Source organism: Acidaminococcus sp. AM05-11 (assembly GCF_003472805.1).
In the GTDB taxonomy this organism is placed as follows: domain Bacteria; phylum Bacillota; class Negativicutes; order Acidaminococcales; family Acidaminococcaceae; genus Acidaminococcus; species Acidaminococcus hominis.
Genome location: NZ_QRMX01000006.1, coordinates 115943 through 134322, shown reverse-complemented (window position 1 = coordinate 134322; position 18380 = coordinate 115943). Strand labels below are relative to the sequence as shown.

The 18380-nt window shown below is 55.8% G+C and carries 16 protein-coding genes; 3 read left to right on the top strand and 13 right to left on the bottom strand.

What is annotated here, in order from left to right:
* Positions 1-249 precede the first annotated feature (249 nt).
* The 11 genes from scfB to uvrB form a co-directional block, all read right to left on the bottom strand.
* Entirely contained in the window at positions 250-1641 is a 1392-nt protein-coding gene (scfB, locus tag DW089_RS05425; RefSeq protein WP_199614601.1) for a thioether cross-link-forming SCIFF peptide maturase, read from the bottom strand.
* 88 nt (positions 1642-1729) lie between these two features.
* Positions 1730-1873 (bottom strand): six-cysteine ranthipeptide SCIFF, encoded by a 144-nt coding sequence (gene scfA / locus DW089_RS05420; protein WP_199614592.1) that lies wholly within the window; start codon positions 1871-1873, stop codon positions 1730-1732.
* 64 nt (positions 1874-1937) lie between these two features.
* Complete coding sequence (locus DW089_RS05415) at positions 1938-2768, bottom strand: polysaccharide deacetylase family protein (RefSeq protein ID WP_105327014.1); 831 nt, start codon at positions 2766-2768, stop codon at positions 1938-1940.
* A complete protein-coding gene (whiA, locus tag DW089_RS05410; RefSeq protein ID WP_105327013.1) occupies positions 2762-3691 on the bottom strand; it encodes a DNA-binding protein WhiA in 930 nt (309 codons plus the stop codon). The genes DW089_RS05415 and whiA overlap by 7 nt, the downstream gene beginning before the upstream one ends.
* Before the next feature lie 2 nt (positions 3692-3693).
* Positions 3694-5070: a YvcK family protein gene (yvcK, locus tag DW089_RS05405; protein ID WP_105327012.1), complete on the bottom strand. Its 1377-nt coding sequence runs from the start codon at positions 5068-5070 to the stop codon at positions 3694-3696.
* Between the two features lie 11 nt (positions 5071-5081).
* Entirely contained in the window at positions 5082-5939 is an 858-nt protein-coding gene (gene rapZ, locus DW089_RS05400; protein ID WP_105327011.1) for an RNase adapter RapZ, read from the bottom strand.
* Positions 5940-6061: 122 nt separating this feature from the next.
* Positions 6062-6883 carry a Cof-type HAD-IIB family hydrolase gene (locus DW089_RS05395; protein WP_105327010.1) on the bottom strand — a complete coding sequence of 274 codons (822 nt, stop codon included), beginning with the start codon at positions 6881-6883 and terminating at the stop codon, positions 6062-6064.
* A gap of 64 nt (positions 6884-6947) precedes the next feature.
* Positions 6948-7106 carry a rubredoxin gene (gene rd / locus DW089_RS05390; protein WP_105327009.1) on the bottom strand — a complete coding sequence of 53 codons (159 nt, stop codon included), beginning with the start codon at positions 7104-7106 and terminating at the stop codon, positions 6948-6950.
* A 141-nt stretch (positions 7107-7247) separates the two neighbouring features.
* Positions 7248-9074: an excinuclease ABC subunit UvrC gene (gene uvrC / locus DW089_RS05385; protein WP_105327008.1), complete on the bottom strand. Its 1827-nt coding sequence runs from the start codon at positions 9072-9074 to the stop codon at positions 7248-7250.
* Entirely contained in the window at positions 9071-11890 is a 2820-nt protein-coding gene (gene uvrA / locus DW089_RS05380) for an excinuclease ABC subunit UvrA (protein WP_105327007.1), read from the bottom strand. The genes uvrC and uvrA overlap by 4 nt, the downstream gene beginning before the upstream one ends.
* Entirely contained in the window at positions 11880-13877 is a 1998-nt protein-coding gene (gene uvrB / locus DW089_RS05375) for an excinuclease ABC subunit UvrB (RefSeq protein WP_105327006.1), read from the bottom strand. Before uvrB ends, uvrA begins: the two co-directional genes overlap by 11 nt.
* 111 nt (positions 13878-13988) lie before the next feature.
* Here uvrB and DW089_RS05370 point away from each other — a divergent pair, with 111 nt between their 5' ends.
* Both DW089_RS05370 and DW089_RS05365 read left to right on the top strand, forming a co-directional pair.
* Positions 13989-15545, top strand: coding sequence for a DUF4127 family protein (locus DW089_RS05370; protein ID WP_105327005.1), 1557 nt, complete (start codon positions 13989-13991; stop codon positions 15543-15545).
* A 16-nt stretch (positions 15546-15561) separates the two neighbouring features.
* Positions 15562-16053, top strand: coding sequence for a YajQ family cyclic di-GMP-binding protein (locus tag DW089_RS05365; RefSeq protein WP_105327004.1), 492 nt, complete (start codon positions 15562-15564; stop codon positions 16051-16053).
* A 96-nt stretch (positions 16054-16149) separates the two neighbouring features.
* Here the strand turns inward: DW089_RS05365 and DW089_RS05360 are convergent, their stop codons facing one another.
* Entirely contained in the window at positions 16150-16800 is a 651-nt protein-coding gene (locus DW089_RS05360; protein WP_105327003.1) for a trimeric intracellular cation channel family protein, read from the bottom strand.
* Between the two features lie 188 nt (positions 16801-16988).
* Complete coding sequence (locus tag DW089_RS11595) at positions 16989-17210, bottom strand: hypothetical protein (protein ID WP_233547562.1); 222 nt, start codon at positions 17208-17210, stop codon at positions 16989-16991.
* Between DW089_RS11595 and DW089_RS05355 the strand changes: the two genes are divergently transcribed.
* Positions 17205-18371 (top strand): cyclopropane-fatty-acyl-phospholipid synthase family protein, encoded by a 1167-nt coding sequence (locus DW089_RS05355; protein ID WP_105327441.1) that lies wholly within the window; start codon positions 17205-17207, stop codon positions 18369-18371. The two genes, DW089_RS11595 and DW089_RS05355, sit on opposite strands and share 6 nt — an antisense overlap.
* The last annotated feature ends 9 nt before the right edge of the window (positions 18372-18380 follow it).

The window sequence follows — 18380 nt, the reverse complement described above, 5'->3', positions numbered from 1 at the left end:
CACCGTAAAGGTGACTTGACCCGCACATCTGTCAATCAATATTCAGTTTTCAAGGTACTGCGTTGTCAGCATTCTTACTCACCGACGACTTTGTTATAATAGCACTTTTTTCTTATCTCGTCAACTCTTTTTTTCATTTTCTTTTGTTTCGGCTTTCCAGCCGAACGTTCAAGAAAAATCCAACGCCGTTGACGAGATAAGATAATACCAGATTTTCCGGTATTTAGCAAGTGCTTTTTGCAACTTTTTTTATTTTTCTACTTGGTATTTGAAGTTGTCGATATGAGGACGGTGATCTTCCAGCCCTTCCTGAACGTCTTCGGTCAGGAGTGCCTGCAAGATAATGGCCATTTCCAGGCGCTTCTTCTGGATCCGGCAGCCGTATTCATAGGGTTTTTCAATGGTTCCGTTGGCCAGATCCGCATTGGCATGGCAGCCGCCGCTGCAGAAGAACCGGGCCCAGCACTGGGAGCATTCTTCCTTCTTCATGACGTGCATATGACGGAAGTACTGGACCATATCCTTTTTCTGGATACCGGTGTCCAGGGTGCCCATCTTATACTGCTCCCGGCCTACAAACTGGTGGCAGGGATAGATATCCCCTTCCGGGGTAATGGCAAAGTATTCGTGGCCGGCGCCGCAGCCTGCCAGACGTTTGGCTACGCAGGGGCCGTTGTCCAGGGCTACGTTGAAATGGAAGAAGTCAAAAGGTTCACCAGCGCGTTTCTTGGCCAGGTAAGCCCGGGCCAGCTTCTCATATTCCTTATCCAGAATCGGCCAGTCTTCTTCGGTGAGCACATAGGGTTCATCGGTGCCCACTACGGGTTCCATGGAGATTTCAGAGCCCACTTCCAGCATGCTCAGCACGTCTTCGGTGAAATGGGGGTTGAAATGGGTATAGGTGCCCCGCAGGTAGTAGTTCTTGCCCTTCCGGGAATCGATGACCTTCTTGAAGCCCTTGACGGCCATTTCGTAGGAGCCTTTGTGGCCCGGGTACGGCCGCATATAGTCGTGGGTCTTCTGGGTGCCGTCCAGACTCAGCACCAGCATCACATGGTTATCGTTCAGGAACTTCACGTTCTCATCGGTAAGCAGGGTGCCGTTGGTGGTCAGGGTCAATTTGATGTTCTTGCCGGTTTCTTTTTCTCTTTTGCGCACGTATTCCACAATGTGCTGCACCACCGGGTAGTTCATCATCGGTTCCCCGCCAAACAGATCCAGTTCCAGGTTGTGGCGCTGCTTGCTACCTTTGATGGCAAATTCCACGGCCTTGTCAGCCACTTCGTTGCTCATCAGGGCACGGTGACCGCCAAAGTCCCCGGTGTCGGCAAAGCAGTACCGGCAGCGCAGGTTGCAGTCATGGGCCACATGGAGGCACAGGGATTTCAGTACCGGTTCTTCCCGGAAGGTATCCGGTACGGGGAATTCCGGAGAGAACAAAAGGCCAGCGGCCTGGAGTTCCTGTAATTCGTCCAGTGCTTCCGCCACGTCGGCTTCCGGGTATACGCCCTTAAACTGTTCCTTGGTGGCTTCTGCGTTGGTGCCGTCATAAAAGCCCAGCAGGTCGTAGATCATCTTATCAATGATATGCACGGCACCGCTGTTCACGTCCAGCACTACGTAGTTATCGTCTAAATGCATTCTATGAATCAACAAAATAGTTCCGCCCTTCTTATAAGAAAAACAGCTCCCCGCGCAAAGCGAGGAGCTTCCACAATGGCATTACCGCTTAGGCTTTTTCGCAGACCTGATTGCCTACCGTGCAGGAAGTCTTGCAGGCAGATTGGCAGGAAGCAGGGCATTCACCGCAACCGCCAGTTCTCAGAGTCTTTTTCAGCATCTCTTTATTGACAGTCTTAATTCTTTTCAACATAGTTTCATCCCCTATTCTAAGATTTTCTATTTATTTTATATTGTTTTGGCCAAGAACGCAAGACCTAGCCGCGAATCCGGTGGTACCAAGCAAGGAGCCAGCCAGGATCGATGCCCGTTTGGGCAATGTAGCTGATGAGCTGGGCCTTATGGAGTTCGTAGATAAAGCAGCCGATATCCTCCGGCTTGTTTTGGAATACGTTTACCCGGCGCAGCTGCATCAGGGGCACCTTATTGGTATTGACGCCCACCGTCCCAGCCACCCCGGCAATGTAGCCGGCCTTTTCCACCTGGGCAGCAATCCGGTCGTTGCAGGCGCCGTTGGGATAGGAGAAGGCAATGCCGATGGCAGGATTATAGATGCCCCGGACGTATTTCATGGAACGTTCCAGTTCGTAGTCCACTTCTTCCGGAGACATTTTGGTCAGGGGTTCATGATCAAAGGTATGGGAGCCTTCAGCCCAGCCATAGCGCAGCAGGTCGTGCTGGGTATGCCAGTCCAGGTAGCCCGGCCAGCCTTCAAACTTGACTGCCATGAACATATTGCCCACGAAGCCGTACTTCTGCATAATGGGGGCTGCATAGGTCAGGTTGTCCAGATAGCCATCATCAAAAATCACCACGCAGGTCTTGTGGAACACTTTCCCTTCCCGGCGGCCCTGCACGTAGTCTTCCAATTTGATGGTCTGGTAGCCCTGCTCCTTCAAATACTGCATCTGCTGGTCGAATTGCTCTGGAGGCATAGTGTACACGTCATCCTTATATTCCACCCGATGATAGGCGAAAATAGGCACGGTCTCGTCACAGAAACGGGCGTAGTCCGCCTCAAAGAATTTCATGCCTCCCAAAATCAACAGGGCCAGTACGATTAAGAATATGATTACCTTTTTCAGCATTTCCCTTCCCTCAGTTCTTCCGCTATTTTTTCGATTTTCTTAAAACGATGGTTTAATCCGGATTTTCCGATATTTTCTTCGGTAAGTGCTGCCAGCTCCCCTACGGACAGGTCTTGATGTTCCAGCCGCAGCCGGGCCGCTTCCTGCAGCAAATCAGGCAGGGCGGACAGACCGATGGTCTCATCAATGGTGTGAATGGCCGTAATCTGGCGCACGGAGGCTTTTACCACCTTGTTCAGGTTGGCGGTCTCACAATTGACCACCCGGTTGACCTTGTTGCGCATATCCTTCAGGACCCGCACATTTTCAAATTCCAGGTAGGCGTTGTGGGCCCCGATCAGGGACAGGAAATTGGCAATGGAATTTCCTTCCTTCAGGTACACAATGTAGCTGTTTTTCCGGTCCACCACCTTGGCGGGAAGACCGAAACCTTTCATGATTTTCTGGATGAACTGGCACAGGTCCAAATTGTCGCTGAGCAGCTCCAGATGGTAGTCGGCAATGGGTTTGTTCACCGAACCGCCGGCCAGGAAGACTCCCCGGAGGAAAGCTTTCTTGCAGTCCTCCTTTTTCAGCAGGACTTTTTCCGCCTCTTCCGGCGGGGAGAGCAGCCGCAGGTGGCTGAGGGCCGCCCGGGCTTCGTCCGAGGGAAGCACGTGAATCTGGTACCGGTTGTTCTTTTTCAGGCGCCGGGACCGGGTTACGATGACTTCCGTCTGGACGGAAAAGTTGTTTTTCAGCAGCCGCAGGGTCCGGCGGGCCAGGGCGGCATTTTCCGTGGTGAAATGGATGCCCACCTTACGGCCGCTCAGGGAAATGGAACCGCTGATCCGCAACAGGCCAAACAGTTCAGCCTGCTCACAGCTTTTTTCTTCCCCTTCCAGCCGGGCTACTTCGTTTTTCACATCAGTGGAAAAGGACATGACTAAGACTCCTTTTTGGCGTGTTTCCGCAGTTCCTGCATGGTCTGCCGGGCAAAGAAGTAATCAAAGAAACGAATGCCCCGGCCAAACAGCTGCAGCCGGTAGATCAGGCCGATGATAGTCTTGGCCAGTTTCTGGGGGTTATGCCGCACCAGGTCGCTGTCGTTTAGCAGCTTGGCCGGCACGCAGTCGATGCCCAGCTTTTCGATTTTCTCCACATCCGGGGTCACCGGCTCGGAGCCTTCCTTCCCGTACTTGGCAATCTGGTCCGGGGAGGCTTTCTGCTCGTTGACCACCACGTAATCCAGGCACTGGGTACCCATGTGGCGAATCAGGGCCTGGACGTGCTCGTAGGCGCCGTAGCCATCGGTTTCCCCGGGCTGGGTCATGACGTTGCACACGTAAATCTTCACTGCCTTGGAGTGGATCACGGCTTCCTTGATGCCGGGAACAATCAGGCTGGCCAGCACACTGGTGTACAGGCTGCCCGGTCCCAGGATAATGGCGTCGGCGTGCATAATGGCGTCCACCGCCCGCTGGGAGGCCTTGGGGTTTTCCGGCTCGGTCATCAGCTTCACAATCTTATGGGGAGAGGCGGTAATGGCCGATTCCCCAATGACCGTGCTGCCGTCGTCCATCTGGGCTTTCAGCTGGATGTTCTCGGCGGTACTGGGCCAGACGTGGCCCCGCACCTTGAGGATTTCGCAGGTGGCAGCCAGCCCCTCTTCCATATTGCCCCCTTCCACGTCGCTCATGGCGGCAATGAACAGGTTCCCCAGGTTGTGCCCGCTCAGGGAAGAACTGTCGTGGAAGCGGTACTGCATGACTTTCTCCATCAAGGGTTCCGTATCGGCCAGGGCCACCAGGCAGTTGCGCATATCCCCGGGAGGGATAATGCCCATTTCCTTGCGCAGCCGGCCGGACGAACCACCGTCATCGGCCGTGGTTACCACCGCCGTACAGTTGTTGGTAATCAGCTTGATGCCCCGGAGCAGCACGGAAAGTCCGGTGCCGCCGCCAATCACTACCACGGAAGGCCCTTTATGAAGTTTCTGCTGGGTAAAAATCAGTTCCCGGAGGGATTCCTTCTCCCCGGGCATAACGGCATTGATTACGGTCTTGATGACCCGGGCCGCTCCGTAGAACATCAGGAGGATCCCGGCGGCCACGTTGAAGGCGCCGATTGCCGTCATGGTGGACTGGTAGTATTCCCCGCCCACATAATTGATGAAGTTGAAAACCAGAGCCTCAATAAGTCCCACAAATTGGTAATTGAAGATTAAAGTGACTCCTACACAGGCCATGATAACGCCCAGAGCAAAAACAAACAGCCAGCGTTTCAGGTTGAGGCCCGGGTATAACCACTTTATCCATTTCATAGGCATCTCTCCTATTTCTTGATCAGGTCCCGATGCATCACCTGGGCACCATACCCGCACTGTTCAATGAACTGGCACAGCCGGTTGGCCACAAAGACGGACCGGTGCCGGCCCCCGGTGCAGCCAACGCCGATCATCAGCTGGCTTTTGCCCTCCTGGGTATACTGGGGCAGCAGGAATTTCACCAGGTCAAACAGCTTGGTCAAAAATTCCTGGGTCACCGGTTTGTCATTGATATAGTCCACCACAGGCTGGTCGTTGCCGCACAACTCCTTCAGTTCCGGCAGGTAGAAGGGGTTGGGCAGGAAGCGCACGTCAAAGACCATGTCGCAGTCCAGGGGCAGGCCGTACTTGAAGCCAAAGGACTGGACCACAATGTTCATGGGCGGCAGTTCGCCTTCCGTGCCAAACTTTTGGATAATCTCCTGGCGGAGCTGTTTGGTGGTGGTTTTGGTGGTGTCGATAATGGTGGTTGCCCTCTGCCGTACCTGGCTGAGGATTTCCCGCTCTTTTTGGATATCCGCGCTGAGACCCTTGCGGCCGGCCAGCGGGTGGCGGCGCCGGGTTTCCTTGTAGCGGCGGATCAGGGTGCTGTCCTCAGCGTCCAGAAACACCAGTTCATAGGAGACCCCTTTCTGGGTCAGCTGGTCCAGCACCTCATGAAAGGCATTGAAGAATTTGCCGCCCCGGATGTCCACCACCAAAGCCAGTTTGGTATTGTCGTCCTTCTTGCGGCAAAGCTCAATGAATTTCGGAATAAACGTGGGGGGAAGATTATCTACGCAAAAATAGCCCAGATCCTCCAGCGTACGCATGACCTGCGTCTTCCCCGCGCCGGACATTCCGGTAATCAGCAGCGTTCTCGCCATCTTCCATCTACCCCCTTGCAGCATTGCAAATCGTGTTTTTAATTATACTATGTACTATCCGTTCCTGCAAAAAAATTTACGCAAAAGCAAATCTCCTATGCCTGGAAGGCATGAAGTTTTCTTTATTCTTCCGGTACGTCCAGCTGTTTGGTCATTACGGCCCGGATAATCCAGCTGACTCCCTGCCGGGTATTGGGCCCGGTGATGACGGTGGCCGCTTCCCGCACGGCGTCAGAGGCATTGCCCATGGCGCAGCCGATTCCGCAGTGCTTGATCATTTCCAGGTCGTTGTCAGAATCCCCGATGCAGAGGATTTCCTGGTCCTTGATGCCTTCCTTCTGGGCCAGGGTCCGCAGGGCATTCCATTTGTTGGTAGCCGGGGCGGTAATTTCCAAAAAGCCCTTGGAGGAGCTGACAATCTTGATTTTACCGGCGTACTTTTCCGTCAGTTCCTGCCGCAAAAGGTCCGTCTGGCCGGGCTCCCGGGCTACAATCAGCAGCTTGTGGGGATCCTCCGGCAAATGGTGGATTTCCTCCCCTTTCACTTCATAGGGCACCCGGGCAAATTTGGAATAGTACTGGACTTCCTCGCAGTCCGCCTTGGTCCACAGGGTATCGTTGACGTAGGCCTGGATGTAGATGCCCCGGCTGAGGCAGTCGTCGATGACCGGCTGGGCAATTTCCCGGGGCAGGGGCCAGGCTCCCAGGTCCTTATGGCTCAGGGGGTCCCGGAGCAGGGCACCGTTATACACCACCAAGGGGTTGATGATGCCCAGTTCGTTGGCGTAGGGCAGGGCGGAACGGTACATCCGGCCGGTGGCCAGGGTGACATAGTACCCGGCAGCAATGGCGTTCCGGACCGCTTGGGCGTCGGACGGGGCAATATTCTTCTCTGGATTTAACAGGGTATCGTCTAAATCCAGGGCAATCATTTTCAGTTTCATACACTTTCCTCCTTGGCAGACACAAAAAAAGAGTCCTGCCGCCGGGCAGGACTGTTCATTTCTCTTATTCTTCGGCGAATTGATCCTTGCCTACACCGCAGATGGGGCAAACCCAATCATCCGGCAGGTCTTCGAATTTGGTGCCCGGAGCGATATCGTGTTCAGGATCACCAGCAGCTTCGTCGTATACATAACCGCAAACGCCACAAACGTATTTTTTCATTCTATATTCCCCCTAGTCTGTAATTACTTTCTTGATTTACTGTGATTATACCAAAGTACCGGAGGAGTTACAATAGGTTTCGGCAAATTTTAATAAAAATTATCGATAAATAATATATGCTTATATGTACTACTTTATGTATTACTGCACCAGGTCCTGCTTCTCCGACAGGGTTCCCTGCAAGAAGGCGTACACCTTCTCCGCAGCGCTTTTGTTCATGCCCTCCACCGCAGCAAGATCCTCCAGGGAAGCCTGCTTCATGGCGTCCAGGGTGCCGAACCGTTTCCACAGGGCCTCCCGGCGTTTGGGGCCGATGCCTTCCAGGTGGTCTAGCACGGAAACCAGGTTCCGTTTCCCCAGGCGCTTCCGGTGGTAGGTAATGGCAAACCGGTGGGCCTCATCCCGGATGTGCTGGATCAGGTGCAGGGACGGGGACATCTTGTCCAAGAGGATGCTGGTATGCTCCCCTTCCTTAAAGATCTCTTCTTCCCGCTTGGCCAGGCCAATGACGGGCACGTCCGAAATCCCCAGGCCCCGGATTACTTCCAGGGCGGAGCTCAGCTGGCCCTTGCCCCCATCGATGATGATCAGGCTAGGTAGATCTTCCAGGTCCTTGTAGCGGCGGTACACCACTTCCTGCATGGATTTGAAGTCGTCGGGCTTGCCTTCTGTGGACCGGAGTTTGTACCGGCGGTAGTCCTTTTTGCTGGGGCTGCCATTGCGAAACACCACCATGGAGGCCACGGTTTCCCGGCCCTGGTTGTGGGAAATATCGAAGCAGTCCATGCGCTCCAGGGGCTGGGACAGGCCCAGGGCCTTTTGCAGTTCTTCGGCGGCATCCAGGTCTGTCTTTAAGGACGCGTGGCCCCGGCGCAGCCGTTCTTCCAGGTTCTTTTTGGCGTTGTTTACGGCCATGAGCACCAGATCGTGCTTTAAGCCCCGCTGGGGCACCAACAGGTTCACGGTCTTTTCCGCCAGGGTGCTGAGATACTGGCCTAGCAGCACCCGGTCGCTGTCCGTCAGCTCCTGGCTCACCAGGACTTCCTTAGGCGGCTGGTGCTGCTTGGTGTAGTACTGCTTCATAAAGTCCGACAGAATATCCCCTCCGGGCTCCCCCACTTCCTGGTCCAGGAAAAAGCTGTCCCGGCCCAAAATCTTGCCGCCCCGGACAAAGAACACCTGAACGCAGACCCCGGTTTCGTCGGAAGCCAGGCCAATCACGTCCCGGTCCCCGCCTTCGGTGGTGGCCTTCTGCTTTTCTTCCAGCCGTTCCAGGCTCTGGAGGGAATCCCGGTAGTGGGCGGCCTTTTCGTACTCCATAGCCTCGGAAGCCTGGAGCATTTTTTCCGTCAGGTCCTTTTTCAGTTCCCCCACCTTCCCGTCCATCAGCAGCAGTACCTGGTCCACCAGTTTCCGGTACTCCGTAAGGGGCACCTTGCCGGTACAGGGCGCCAGGCAGCGATGGAGATGGTATTGGAGGCAGGGCCGCTTCACATTCATGTTCCGGCAATGGCGCAGGGGGAACATGGTGCGAATCAGCTTCATGGTGTCCCGCAGGGCGCCGGCGTCCGCAAAAGGCCCGTAGTACTTGGCCCCGTCCTGGAGCACCCGCCGGGTCAGCACCATCCGGGGGTACGCTTCCTCCACGGTAATTTTCAGGTAGGGATACGTCTTGTCGTCCTTCAGGTCAATATTGTACCGGGGCCGGTATTTCTTGATCAGGTTGCATTCCAGAATCAGGGCTTCCATTTCGCTGGCCGTAACAATGGTTTCAATAGAAGCCACGTGGGCATTGATGGCCCGGACCTTGGGAGAGCTCTGGGTGGACTTCCGGAAATAGCTGCGCACCCGGTTTTTCAGGATAACGGCCTTTCCTACGTAAATCACCTTGCCGGTACTGTCGTGCATAATGTAGACCCCTGGGGCCTCCGGCAAGACGGCCAGGGTATCGGCGATGGCCTGATTCATACTAAAACCTTCTTTACATACTGTCCGGTATAGGATTCCGGAATCTGGGCCAGTTCTTCAGGCGTGCCGGTGGCCACTACGGTGCCGCCCCGGTCGCCCCCTTCGGGACCCAGGTCGATGAGATAGTCCGCGGACTTGATCACGTCCAGGTTGTGCTCGATGACCACCACGGTACTGCCCGCATCTACCAGGCGCTGGAGCACTTCCAGCAGCTTGTGCACGTCGGCCATGTGCAGGCCGGTGGTGGGTTCGTCCAAAATGTACAGGGTCTTGCCGGTGTTCACCTTGGCCAGTTCCGTGGCCAGTTTCACCCGCTGGGCTTCGCCCCCAGACAGGGTGGTAGCCGCCTGCCCCAGCCGGATGTAGCCCAGGCCCACGTCTTCCAGGACCTGGAGCTTGCGCAGGATCCGCTGCTGGTTGCTGAAGTACTGGCAGGCCTCGGTAACGGTCATGTTCAGCACGTCGGCGATGTTCTTTCCTTTATAGTGGACTTCCAGGGTTTCCCGGTTGTAGCGGGTGCCGTGGCAGACCTCGCAGGGCACGTACACGTCCGGCAGGAAGTTCATTTCGATTTTCAGCAACCCGTCCCCGTGGCAGGCCTCGCAACGGCCGCCCTTGACGTTGAAGCTGAAGCGGCCGGGTTTGTAGCCCCGGAGCTTGGCATCGTTGGTGGTGCTGAACAGGGTCCGAATCAGGTCAAAGGTCCCGGTATAGGTAGCCGGATTGGACCGGGGCGTCCGGCCAATGGGGCTCTGGTCGATGTTGATGACCTTGTCGATGTTCTTGAGCCCCAGAATCTTGTCGTGGGCCAGGGGACGCTCCCGGGCGCCCATGAGCTCCTTGGCCAGGGCCTTGTAGAGAATGTCGTTTACCAGGGTGGACTTGCCGCTGCCGCTGACCCCGGTGACCACCGTCAGGGTGCCCAGGGGAATGGACACGTCGATGTTCTTCAAGTTGTTGGCCCGGGCCCCCTTGATGGTAATCTTTTTTCCCGTTCCTTTGCGGCGCACTTTGGGCACTTCAATCTTCTTCCGGCCGCTGAGGTACTGGCCGGTAACGGAATCGGGCACCTGGCAGATTTCTTCCGCCGTGCCCTGGGCCACGACGTAGCCCCCGTTTTCCCCGGCGCCGGGCCCGATGTCGATAATCTGGTCGGCGGCGTACATGGTATCCTCATCGTGTTCCACCACAATCAGGGTATTGCCCATATCCCGCAGGTTCTTCAGGGTTGCCAGGAGCTTGTCGTTGTCCCGTTGGTGCAGGCCGATGCTGGGCTCGTCCAAAATGTACAGCACTCCCACCAGTCCCGAGCCAATCTGGGTGGCCAAACGGATGCGCTGGGCTTCGCCGCCGGACAGGGTGGCCGCAGCCCGGGACAGGGTCAGGTAGTCCAGGCCCACATTGTTCAGGAAGGACAGCCGGGCCCGGATTTCTTTGAGAATCTGGGCGGCAATAAAAGCGTCCCGGTCGGACAGCTTCAGGGTATTGAAAAACTCCAGGCTTTCCCGGACGGGCATCTCGCACACCTGCTGGATGTTCTTATCCCCTACGGTAATGCCCAGGACTTCCGGCCGCAGCCGGGCCCCGTGACAGGTGGAGCATTCAATGGCGGTCATAAAGGACTCGTAGTCCAGCCGCTGGCTTTCGCTCATGGCTTCTTTCAGCCGGCGCTTCAAAAGGGGAATAATCCCTTCAAAGGGCGTATTGTGCTCGTGGGTTTCGCCCATGAGGTTTTCATATTCAAAAGTAAAGGTTTCGTCAGGAATCCCTTCCAAAAGCTCCTTTTGGAACCCTTTAGGCAGGTCCTTCCAACAATTGGCCAGGGAATAGCCCCGGCTTTTCAGCACGGAAGCCAGCTGGCACAGGAAATAGGATTTGACGTTGGAGCTGACAGCAGCAATGGCCCCCTGGTCAAAGGGTTTGGTCTTGTCCGGAATCACCAGGTCCAGGTCAAATTCCATATGCTGGCCCAGGCCCATGCAGTCCGGGCAGGCCCCGTAGGGGGCGTTGAAGGAAAACAACCGGGGCTCGATTTCCGGCAGGCTGATGCCGCAGTCGGCACAGGCAAACTTTTCGCTGTACACCTGGCTGGTACCGTCCATCAGGTCAATGGCCACGGTGCCCTCCCCCAGTTTCAGAGCCGTTTCCAGGGAGTCGGTAAGCCGGCTGCCCAGTCCCGGACGGGCCACCAGCCGGTCCACCACCACGGAGATATAATGTTTCTTTTTCTTGTCCAGGACAATGTCTTCGTCCAGGGTCCGGATTTCCCCGTCCACCTTGACCCGGACATAGCCCGCCCGGCGGACGGATTCCAGGACGTTTTTGTGCTCGCCCTTACGGCCCCAGATGACCGGAGCCATAATCATGAACTTGGTGCCTTCCGGCAGTTCCAGTACCTTGTCCGCAATCTGCTGGGGGGATTGGCGCTCAATGACCTTACCGCAGTTGGGGCAATGGGGAATCCCAATCCGGGCAAACAGCAGCCGCAGGTAGTCGTAGATTTCCGTCACCGTACCCACCGTGGACCGGGGATTCCGGCTGGTGGTCTTCTGGTCAATGGAAATGGCGGGACTCAGGCCGCCAATATAGTCCACATCGGGTTTGTCCATCTGGCCCAGGAACTGCCGGGCATAGGCGGACAAGGACTCCACGTAGCGGCGCTGGCCTTCGGCATAAATGGTATCAAAGGCCAGGGAGGACTTGCCGCTGCCGGACAGGCCGGTGATGACCACCAGCTTGTTTCGGGGAATTTTTAAGGAAATGTTTTTCAGGTTGTGCTGCCGGGCACCCTGGATCACAATATAATCATCGTTCATGACGCTTGGAAATTTCTCCTTTCAGCAAAATCAGCTGATCCCGCAGTTCGGCTGCCAGCTCGAAGTCCAGCTGCTTGGCCGCTGCTTTCATCTTCTTTTCTAGGTCTTTCGCCTGTTTCTCCAGGGCTTTGGTGCTGGCCTTGCTCAGGCCGCCCTTCCCATAGTTTTCGGCGCTGGTGTCGTCTTCGGCAATCTTGGTGAGCTTGATCAGGTCCACCACTTTTTTCTGAATGGTCTTGGGCACAATGCCGTGGGCCTCATTGTACGCTTCCTGCTTGGCCCGCCGGCGGTTGGTTTCCTCAATGGCTCGCTCCATGGAGCCGGTTATATTGTCGGCGTACATAATAACCCGGCCGTGTGCATTTCTGGCCGCCCGGCCAATGGTCTGGATCATGGCCGTATCGCTGCGCAGGAAGCCTTCCTTGTCGGCGTCCAAAATGGCCACCAGGGATACTTCCGGCATATCCAGCCCTTCCCGGAGCAGGTTGATGCCCACCAGGACGTCAAACTTCCCGGCCCGCAGGTCGTGGATGATTTCCGCCCGTTCGATGGTCACAATATCCGAATGGAGGTAACGGACCCGGACCCCGGAAGAAGCCAGGTATTCCGTCAGGTCTTCCGCCATCTTTTTGGTCAGGGTGGTGACCAGCACCCGTTCTCCCTGGGCCGAAACCTTATGGATTTCGCTGAGCAGGTCGTCAATCTGGCCGGCAATGGGGCGTACCTCAATTTTCGGGTCCAAAAGGCCCGTAGGCCGGATAATCTGTTCCACCACCTTGTCGGTGGTTTCCATTTCGTAGGCTGCCGGGGTAGCGGATACGTAGATAATCTGTCCCCTCTGGGCCTGGAACTCGTCAAAGGTCAGGGGCCGGTTGTCCAGGGCGGAGGGCAGCCGGAAGCCGTACTTCACCAGCTGCTCCTTCCGGGCCCGGTCCCCGGCGTACATGGCCCGGAGCTGGGGCAGGGTCACGTGGCTTTCGTCCACCACCGTGAGAAAGTCCTCCGGGAAATAGTTCACCAGGGTAAAGGGCGGTTCCCCGGGAGCCCGGCCCGTCAGATGCCGGGAATAGTTTTCGATGCCGCTGCAATAGCCCAGTTCTTCCATCATTTCCAGGTCGTAGTTGGTGCGCTGCTCCAGGCGTTCTGCCTCCAGGAGCTTTCCCTGGTCCTTGAGCACGGCCAGGCGGTCGTTCAATTCCTTGCGGATATCCTTCCTGGCCCGTTCCATATTTTCGTCGCTGGTCACATAGTGGCTGGCCGGGAAAATGGCCACGTGGGACCGCTTGTCCAGCACGGCGCCGGTGAGCACATCGATTTCCATAATGCTGTCCACTTCGTCCCCAAACAGCTCAATGCGGATACCTTTTTCCCCGTAGCTGGAGGGGATTACTTCAATCACGTCCCCCCGGACCCGGAAGTTGCCCCGCTCCAGCACCAGGTCGTTGCGGGTATAGCGGATTTTCACCAGCTTTTCCAGGATGGCGTCCCGGTCCACGGTCTGCCCTACCCTGAGGGACAGTACGCTGTCGTAGTAGTCCTTGGGCGCGCCCAAGCCGTAGATGCAGGAGACGGAGGCCACCACAATCACGTCCCGGCGTTCAAACAGGGCGGAGGTAGCCGAGTGGCGCAGCTTATCGATTTCATCATTAATGGAAGAATCCTTTTCAATATACGTGTCCGTGGCCGGCAGGTAAGCTTCCGGCTGGTAAAAATCGTAATAGGATACGAAGTATTCCACGGCGTTATTGGGAAAGAATTCCTTGAACTCGCTGCACAGCTGGGCTGCCAGCGTTTTGTTGTGGGCGATGACCAGGGTGGGTTTCTGGACCTTCTGGATCACCTGGGCAATGGTGTAGGTTTTGCCCGTACCCGTAGCTCCCAGGAGGACCTGGGTATGCAGACCTTCCTTGACCCCTTCGGCCAGTTCTTCGATGGCTTCCGGCTGGTCGCCTGCCGGAGCGAAGGGTGCCTTTATCTGAAATTCCATAATGATTCTCCTTATATATTGCAATACTTTATTATATCACAAACCTCCAAAGTCTTTATTTTCTGGTTCAGGATAGTGTATAATAACTGGTATGCAAAAAAGGAGGACTCCATGAAACGTTTTTTCCAAATTCTCTTGGGAAGCGGACTCCTGGCCCTGACCCTGCTTCACCGTCAGGCAGCAGCCTCTCCCAAAATCTTGTATATTCCCCTGGACAACCGTCCGGTGTGTTTGGAATATACCGTTGACACGGCCAAAGCGGCCGGTTATCCTGTAACGACTCCTCCTGTAAAATACCTGTCCGATCAGTCCAGTCAAGGGGACAACGAAAAACTTTGGACCTGGCTAGAACAAGAAGCACCCCATGCAGAAGCCGCGGTCATTGCCACGGACAGCCTGAACTACGGCGGTCTGGTGGCATCCCGCACCCATGACCATCTGGAGAAGTACCTGAAGAACAAGGTAACCCGGCTGGAACGGCTGAAAAAGGACAACCCTGGGCTGAAGATTTATGCCTTCAGCACCATTATGCGCACGCCCCAGCAGAGCATCGGCAAGGTGGAGCCGGATTACTACCAGCATTTTGGGCCCACCATTTTCCGACTGTCCCAGCTCCAGGACAAGGCCGACCTGGAAGGCCTGTCCGGCAAGGAAATCGCCGAACAGCAGACCCTTTTGGCCCAGATTCCCAACAGCATCTGGCAGGACTGGAATACCCGCCGGCTGATGAACTTCCAGACCAACAAGCGGTTAATCCGCCTGGACCAGAACGGCGTCTTCCACTACTTTGCCCTGGGCAAGGACGATGACTCCCCCCTGTCGGCAACCCATATGGAAGCCCGGCACCTGGCCTACGTGGGCAGCGGCATGAGCGACAAACAGTTCCAGATTCTTCCCGGGGTGGACCAATTGGGACTGCTCCTGGTCACCCGAGCCATCAATGAAGCCCGGGGGGACAAGCCCTGGGTCTACCCGGTCTTTGCCCCCGGAGTGGGCGGCGCCACCGTGCCCCAATACTCCGACGAAAGCGCAGCCCAGTCCGTCCACAACCAGATTATTGCTGCCGGCGGCCGGGAAACGGTCCACGAGAAAAAGGCCGACCTAGTGCTGGCAGTAAACACCCCCGACGACGGCGTCTGCCGGGATTCCACCAGCGATGACAACGCCCCCTACAGCAACCAGGCCAACAAGACCTTTGCCAAGGAAATTGCCCAGCTGGAAAAGCGCAAACCCGTTTCCGTAGCAGACATTTCCTACAGCAACGGCGCAGACAACGGCTTTATGCTGGCCCTCACCAACCAGAAGGCGCTGCTGGACCTGACCGCCTACAACGGCTGGAACACGGCGGACAACGCCGTAGGCTACGCCATCAGCCAGGGCATGCTGGGCAGCCTGATGAAGCCGGAACAGCGGCTGCGGCTGCTGAAGACCCGGCTGCTGGACGACTGGATCTACCAGGCCAACATCCGCTACCGGATTTCCCTGGGCATTGACCAGCACGATTTCAAGCTCAAGTACGACTTGGGCAAGTATTACAACCGGATTCTTTCCGACACCAACCGCCTGTTCCTGCAATACGTGGACGATGAACCCACTCTGCGGGGCACCCGCTACACCGTTGAATTTCCCTGGAACCGTATGTTTGAAGTGGATATCCGGGTCAAGTAAAAAGGAGGACCATCTCATGGCCAAAAACAGCTCTTTCGACATTGTTTCCCAACTGGATATGCAGGAATTGGACAATGCCCTGAACCAAACCCGCAAGGAAATCTCCCAGCGCTACGACTTTCGGGGTTCCGAAGCCAGCATTGAACTCTCTGACGGCGACCTGAAACTGGCTGCCGAAGACGAGTACAAGCTGGGCGCCATTCTGGACATTCTGCGCCAGCGTATGGCCAAACGGGACCTGTCCCTGCGTGCCCTGGAGCCGGGCAAAATTGAACCCGCCGCCAAAGGCACCGTGCGCCAAACCATCAAACTGAAGCAAGGCATCGACAAGGAAACGGCCAAGAAAATCATCGCGGCCATCAAAGCTTCCAAGATTAAAGTCACCACCCAGCAGCAGGACGAACAGGTCCGGGTTTCCGGTCCCAAAAAGGACGACCTGCAAGCCGTCATCCAATTGGTCAAGAGCCAGGATTTCGGCATCGACGTACAGTTCATCAATATGCGCTGACAAACAGAAGAAAACAGCCCCTGCCCCAGAAAACTCTGGGACAGAGGCTGTTTTTTATTTACCTTATAAAAAGAGGTGTGAAATAATGAAACTTCCCTACCGAATCCGTTTCCGCCGCTCAATGGGGTGCATCAGCTGCCATTTGTAGTTCATGGCCAACAGCCGGAGCAGGATAATGCTCACCGCATCTACCCAGGGGGCCAGCTCGGTATAGCCCAAGTGCCACACCAGGCACTGGAGCAGGCTGCCGGCAATGGAGGCCGTGGCGTACACATCTGCCACCAGCACCACCGGCACCCGCTGGGCCATCAGGTCCCGGAGCACCCCACCCCCTACGGCGGTAACCAGCCCCAAAAGCACTGGATACACATAGGAATGGGGTTCCCCCTGGGCCAGACCCATCATGGTTCCCGTTACCGTAAAGGAAGCCAAGCCCACGGTATCCGCCAGGGCGTAAAAGAAATTCAGTACCCGTTTCCGCCGGCCCCGGATCCGGAACCAAGAGAAATAGTAGGAAGCCGCCAGGGCAATGGCAATGGACAGAAACAGATTGGCCGGGCTGATCAGGGTCAGCGGCGGGGTCTGCCCTGCCAGTACATCCCGGATCATACCGCCGCCCACTGCGGTCAGTACCGCCAGCACCACAATGCCAAATACATCCATATCCTTAACCAGGCCCACAATGGCGCCGGATAGGGCAAAAGATATGGTTCCTGCCAGTTCAAAGGCATTCCAGATGAGTCCCATAACCGTCCTCCTTCAGCGGACATTTTTGTCTTCTCTACTATACCATAAAAATCCCGCTGCGTCAGAAAGTTCCTGCAAAAAAGCTCCCGTCCCGTTGTGGGACTTATTTCGTCCCTGCGGGCTGTTGAAAATTTTATGTACCGTGCTATAATATTCTTTAGAAATCCTTTTACACCTGCAGCACTTCCTCACTTGGGTTGTTCTGCCGGTTTTCTTTTACAAACCCCCAGAAGCCCAAATTCTAACTCTAAAATTTCCCATACTGCATCTTGTTCGTGCTCCGGAATGCTGCCCATTTCTCTTGAGGAATGGGCTTTTTGCTTTGCGGAATCTGCTGGCTGGAAGTGGCCTGCCGGACGCAAAAGGACTTCAAATCTATAGAAATGAAGGCGATTGCTGTGAACATGCATTTGATGGATGATTTTATGGCCTATTATCTCCAGCGCTTTGACAAATACTGTTTCGAGCTGGACCTGAAGGGCAAGACCTACACCATCGGCACCGGCAAGCCCCTGTTCCGGATCATCATCCACAAAGATGTACCAAAAAAGGAACTAGTGACTTCCACCACCATGGCCCTGGGCGAAGCCTATATGCGGGGGGATATTGAAGTGGACGGGGATCTGTTCACCGTGCTGAAATGCCTCCTGGAGCAGATGGACCGGTTCTCCCTGGACCGGAAAGCAGTGAACCACCTGCTCTACCCTTCCGAAGACAAATCCACCCAGCGGGAAGAAGTCTGCTCCCATTATGACCTGGGCAATGAGTTCTACGAACAGTGGCTGGATCCTACCCTGAGCTATTCCTGTGCCTATTTCAAGAACCCGGACGACACCCTGGAACAGGCCCAGAAAAACAAGGTCCACTACATCCTGGAAAAACTGCATCTGGAAAAGGGCATGAGCCTACTGGATATTGGCTGCGGCTGGGGCTATCTGCTTTTGGAAGCAGCCAAGCTCTACGGGGTCAGAGGCTATGGCTGCACCCTGAGCAAGGAACAGTGGGCCATGGGGCAAAAACGGATCAAGGAATTGGGCCTGGAAGGCCAGGTACGCATTGAGCTCCTGGATTACCGGGACCTGCCCAAAAAGGGCCTTACCTTCGACCGGGTGGTCAGCGTAGGCATGCTGGAACACGTAGGCCGCTCCCACTACGAACAGTACATGACCGTGGTGGACCAGGTGCTGAAGGAAGGCGGCCTGTTCCTGCTGCACTTTATCAACGGCCGGGACCAGATCAACAGCAACCCCTGGATGCGAAAATACATTTTCCCGGGGGGCACCCTGCCCACCATCTACGAAATCATCGAACTGGGGGACAAAGGCCCCTTCCAGCTGCTGGACGCCGAAAGCCTGCGGCGGCACTACGCCAAGACCCTGCAATGCTGGAATGCCAACTTCCAGAAGGTAAAGGCAAAGATTGCTGCCCACCGGGGCGAAGACTTCGTCCGGATGTGGGAACTGTATCTGTGCGGCTGCGCCGCAGCCTTCTACATTGGCTACATCGACGTACATCAGCTGCTGTTCACCAAGGGCACCAACAACGACCTGCCCATGACCCGGTGGTATTAAAAACGATTT

Bases quoted from the DNA above. Each gene is read 5' to 3' on its own strand.
- scfB (WP_199614601.1), bottom strand. From the start codon at position 1,641: ATGCATTTAGACGATAACTACGTAGTGCTGGACGTGAACAGCGGTGCC.
- scfA (WP_199614592.1), bottom strand. From the start codon at position 1,873: ATGTTGAAAAGAATTAAGACTGTCAATAAAGAGATGCTGAAAAAGACT.
- DW089_RS05415 (WP_105327014.1), bottom strand. From the start codon at position 2,768: ATGCTGAAAAAGGTAATCATATTCTTAATCGTACTGGCCCTGTTGATT.
- whiA (WP_105327013.1), bottom strand. From the start codon at position 3,691: ATGTCCTTTTCCACTGATGTGAAAAACGAAGTAGCCCGGCTGGAAGGG.
- yvcK (WP_105327012.1), bottom strand. From the start codon at position 5,070: ATGAAATGGATAAAGTGGTTATACCCGGGCCTCAACCTGAAACGCTGG.
- rapZ (WP_105327011.1), bottom strand. From the start codon at position 5,939: ATGGCGAGAACGCTGCTGATTACCGGAATGTCCGGCGCGGGGAAGACG.
- DW089_RS05395 (WP_105327010.1), bottom strand. From the start codon at position 6,883: ATGAAACTGAAAATGATTGCCCTGGATTTAGACGATACCCTGTTAAAT.
- rd (WP_105327009.1), bottom strand. From the start codon at position 7,106: ATGAAAAAATACGTTTGTGGCGTTTGCGGTTATGTATACGACGAAGCT.
- uvrC (WP_105327008.1), bottom strand. From the start codon at position 9,074: ATGAATCAGGCCATCGCCGATACCCTGGCCGTCTTGCCGGAGGCCCCA.
- uvrA (WP_105327007.1), bottom strand. From the start codon at position 11,890: ATGAACGATGATTATATTGTGATCCAGGGTGCCCGGCAGCACAACCTG.
- uvrB (WP_105327006.1), bottom strand. From the start codon at position 13,877: ATGGAATTTCAGATAAAGGCACCCTTCGCTCCGGCAGGCGACCAGCCG.
- DW089_RS05370 (WP_105327005.1), top strand. From the start codon at position 13,989: ATGAAACGTTTTTTCCAAATTCTCTTGGGAAGCGGACTCCTGGCCCTG.
- DW089_RS05365 (WP_105327004.1), top strand. From the start codon at position 15,562: ATGGCCAAAAACAGCTCTTTCGACATTGTTTCCCAACTGGATATGCAG.
- DW089_RS05360 (WP_105327003.1), bottom strand. From the start codon at position 16,800: ATGGGACTCATCTGGAATGCCTTTGAACTGGCAGGAACCATATCTTTT.
- DW089_RS05355 (WP_105327441.1), top strand. From the start codon at position 17,205: ATGCATTTGATGGATGATTTTATGGCCTATTATCTCCAGCGCTTTGAC.
- DW089_RS11595 (WP_233547562.1), bottom strand. From the start codon at position 17,210: ATGCATGTTCACAGCAATCGCCTTCATTTCTATAGATTTGAAGTCCTT.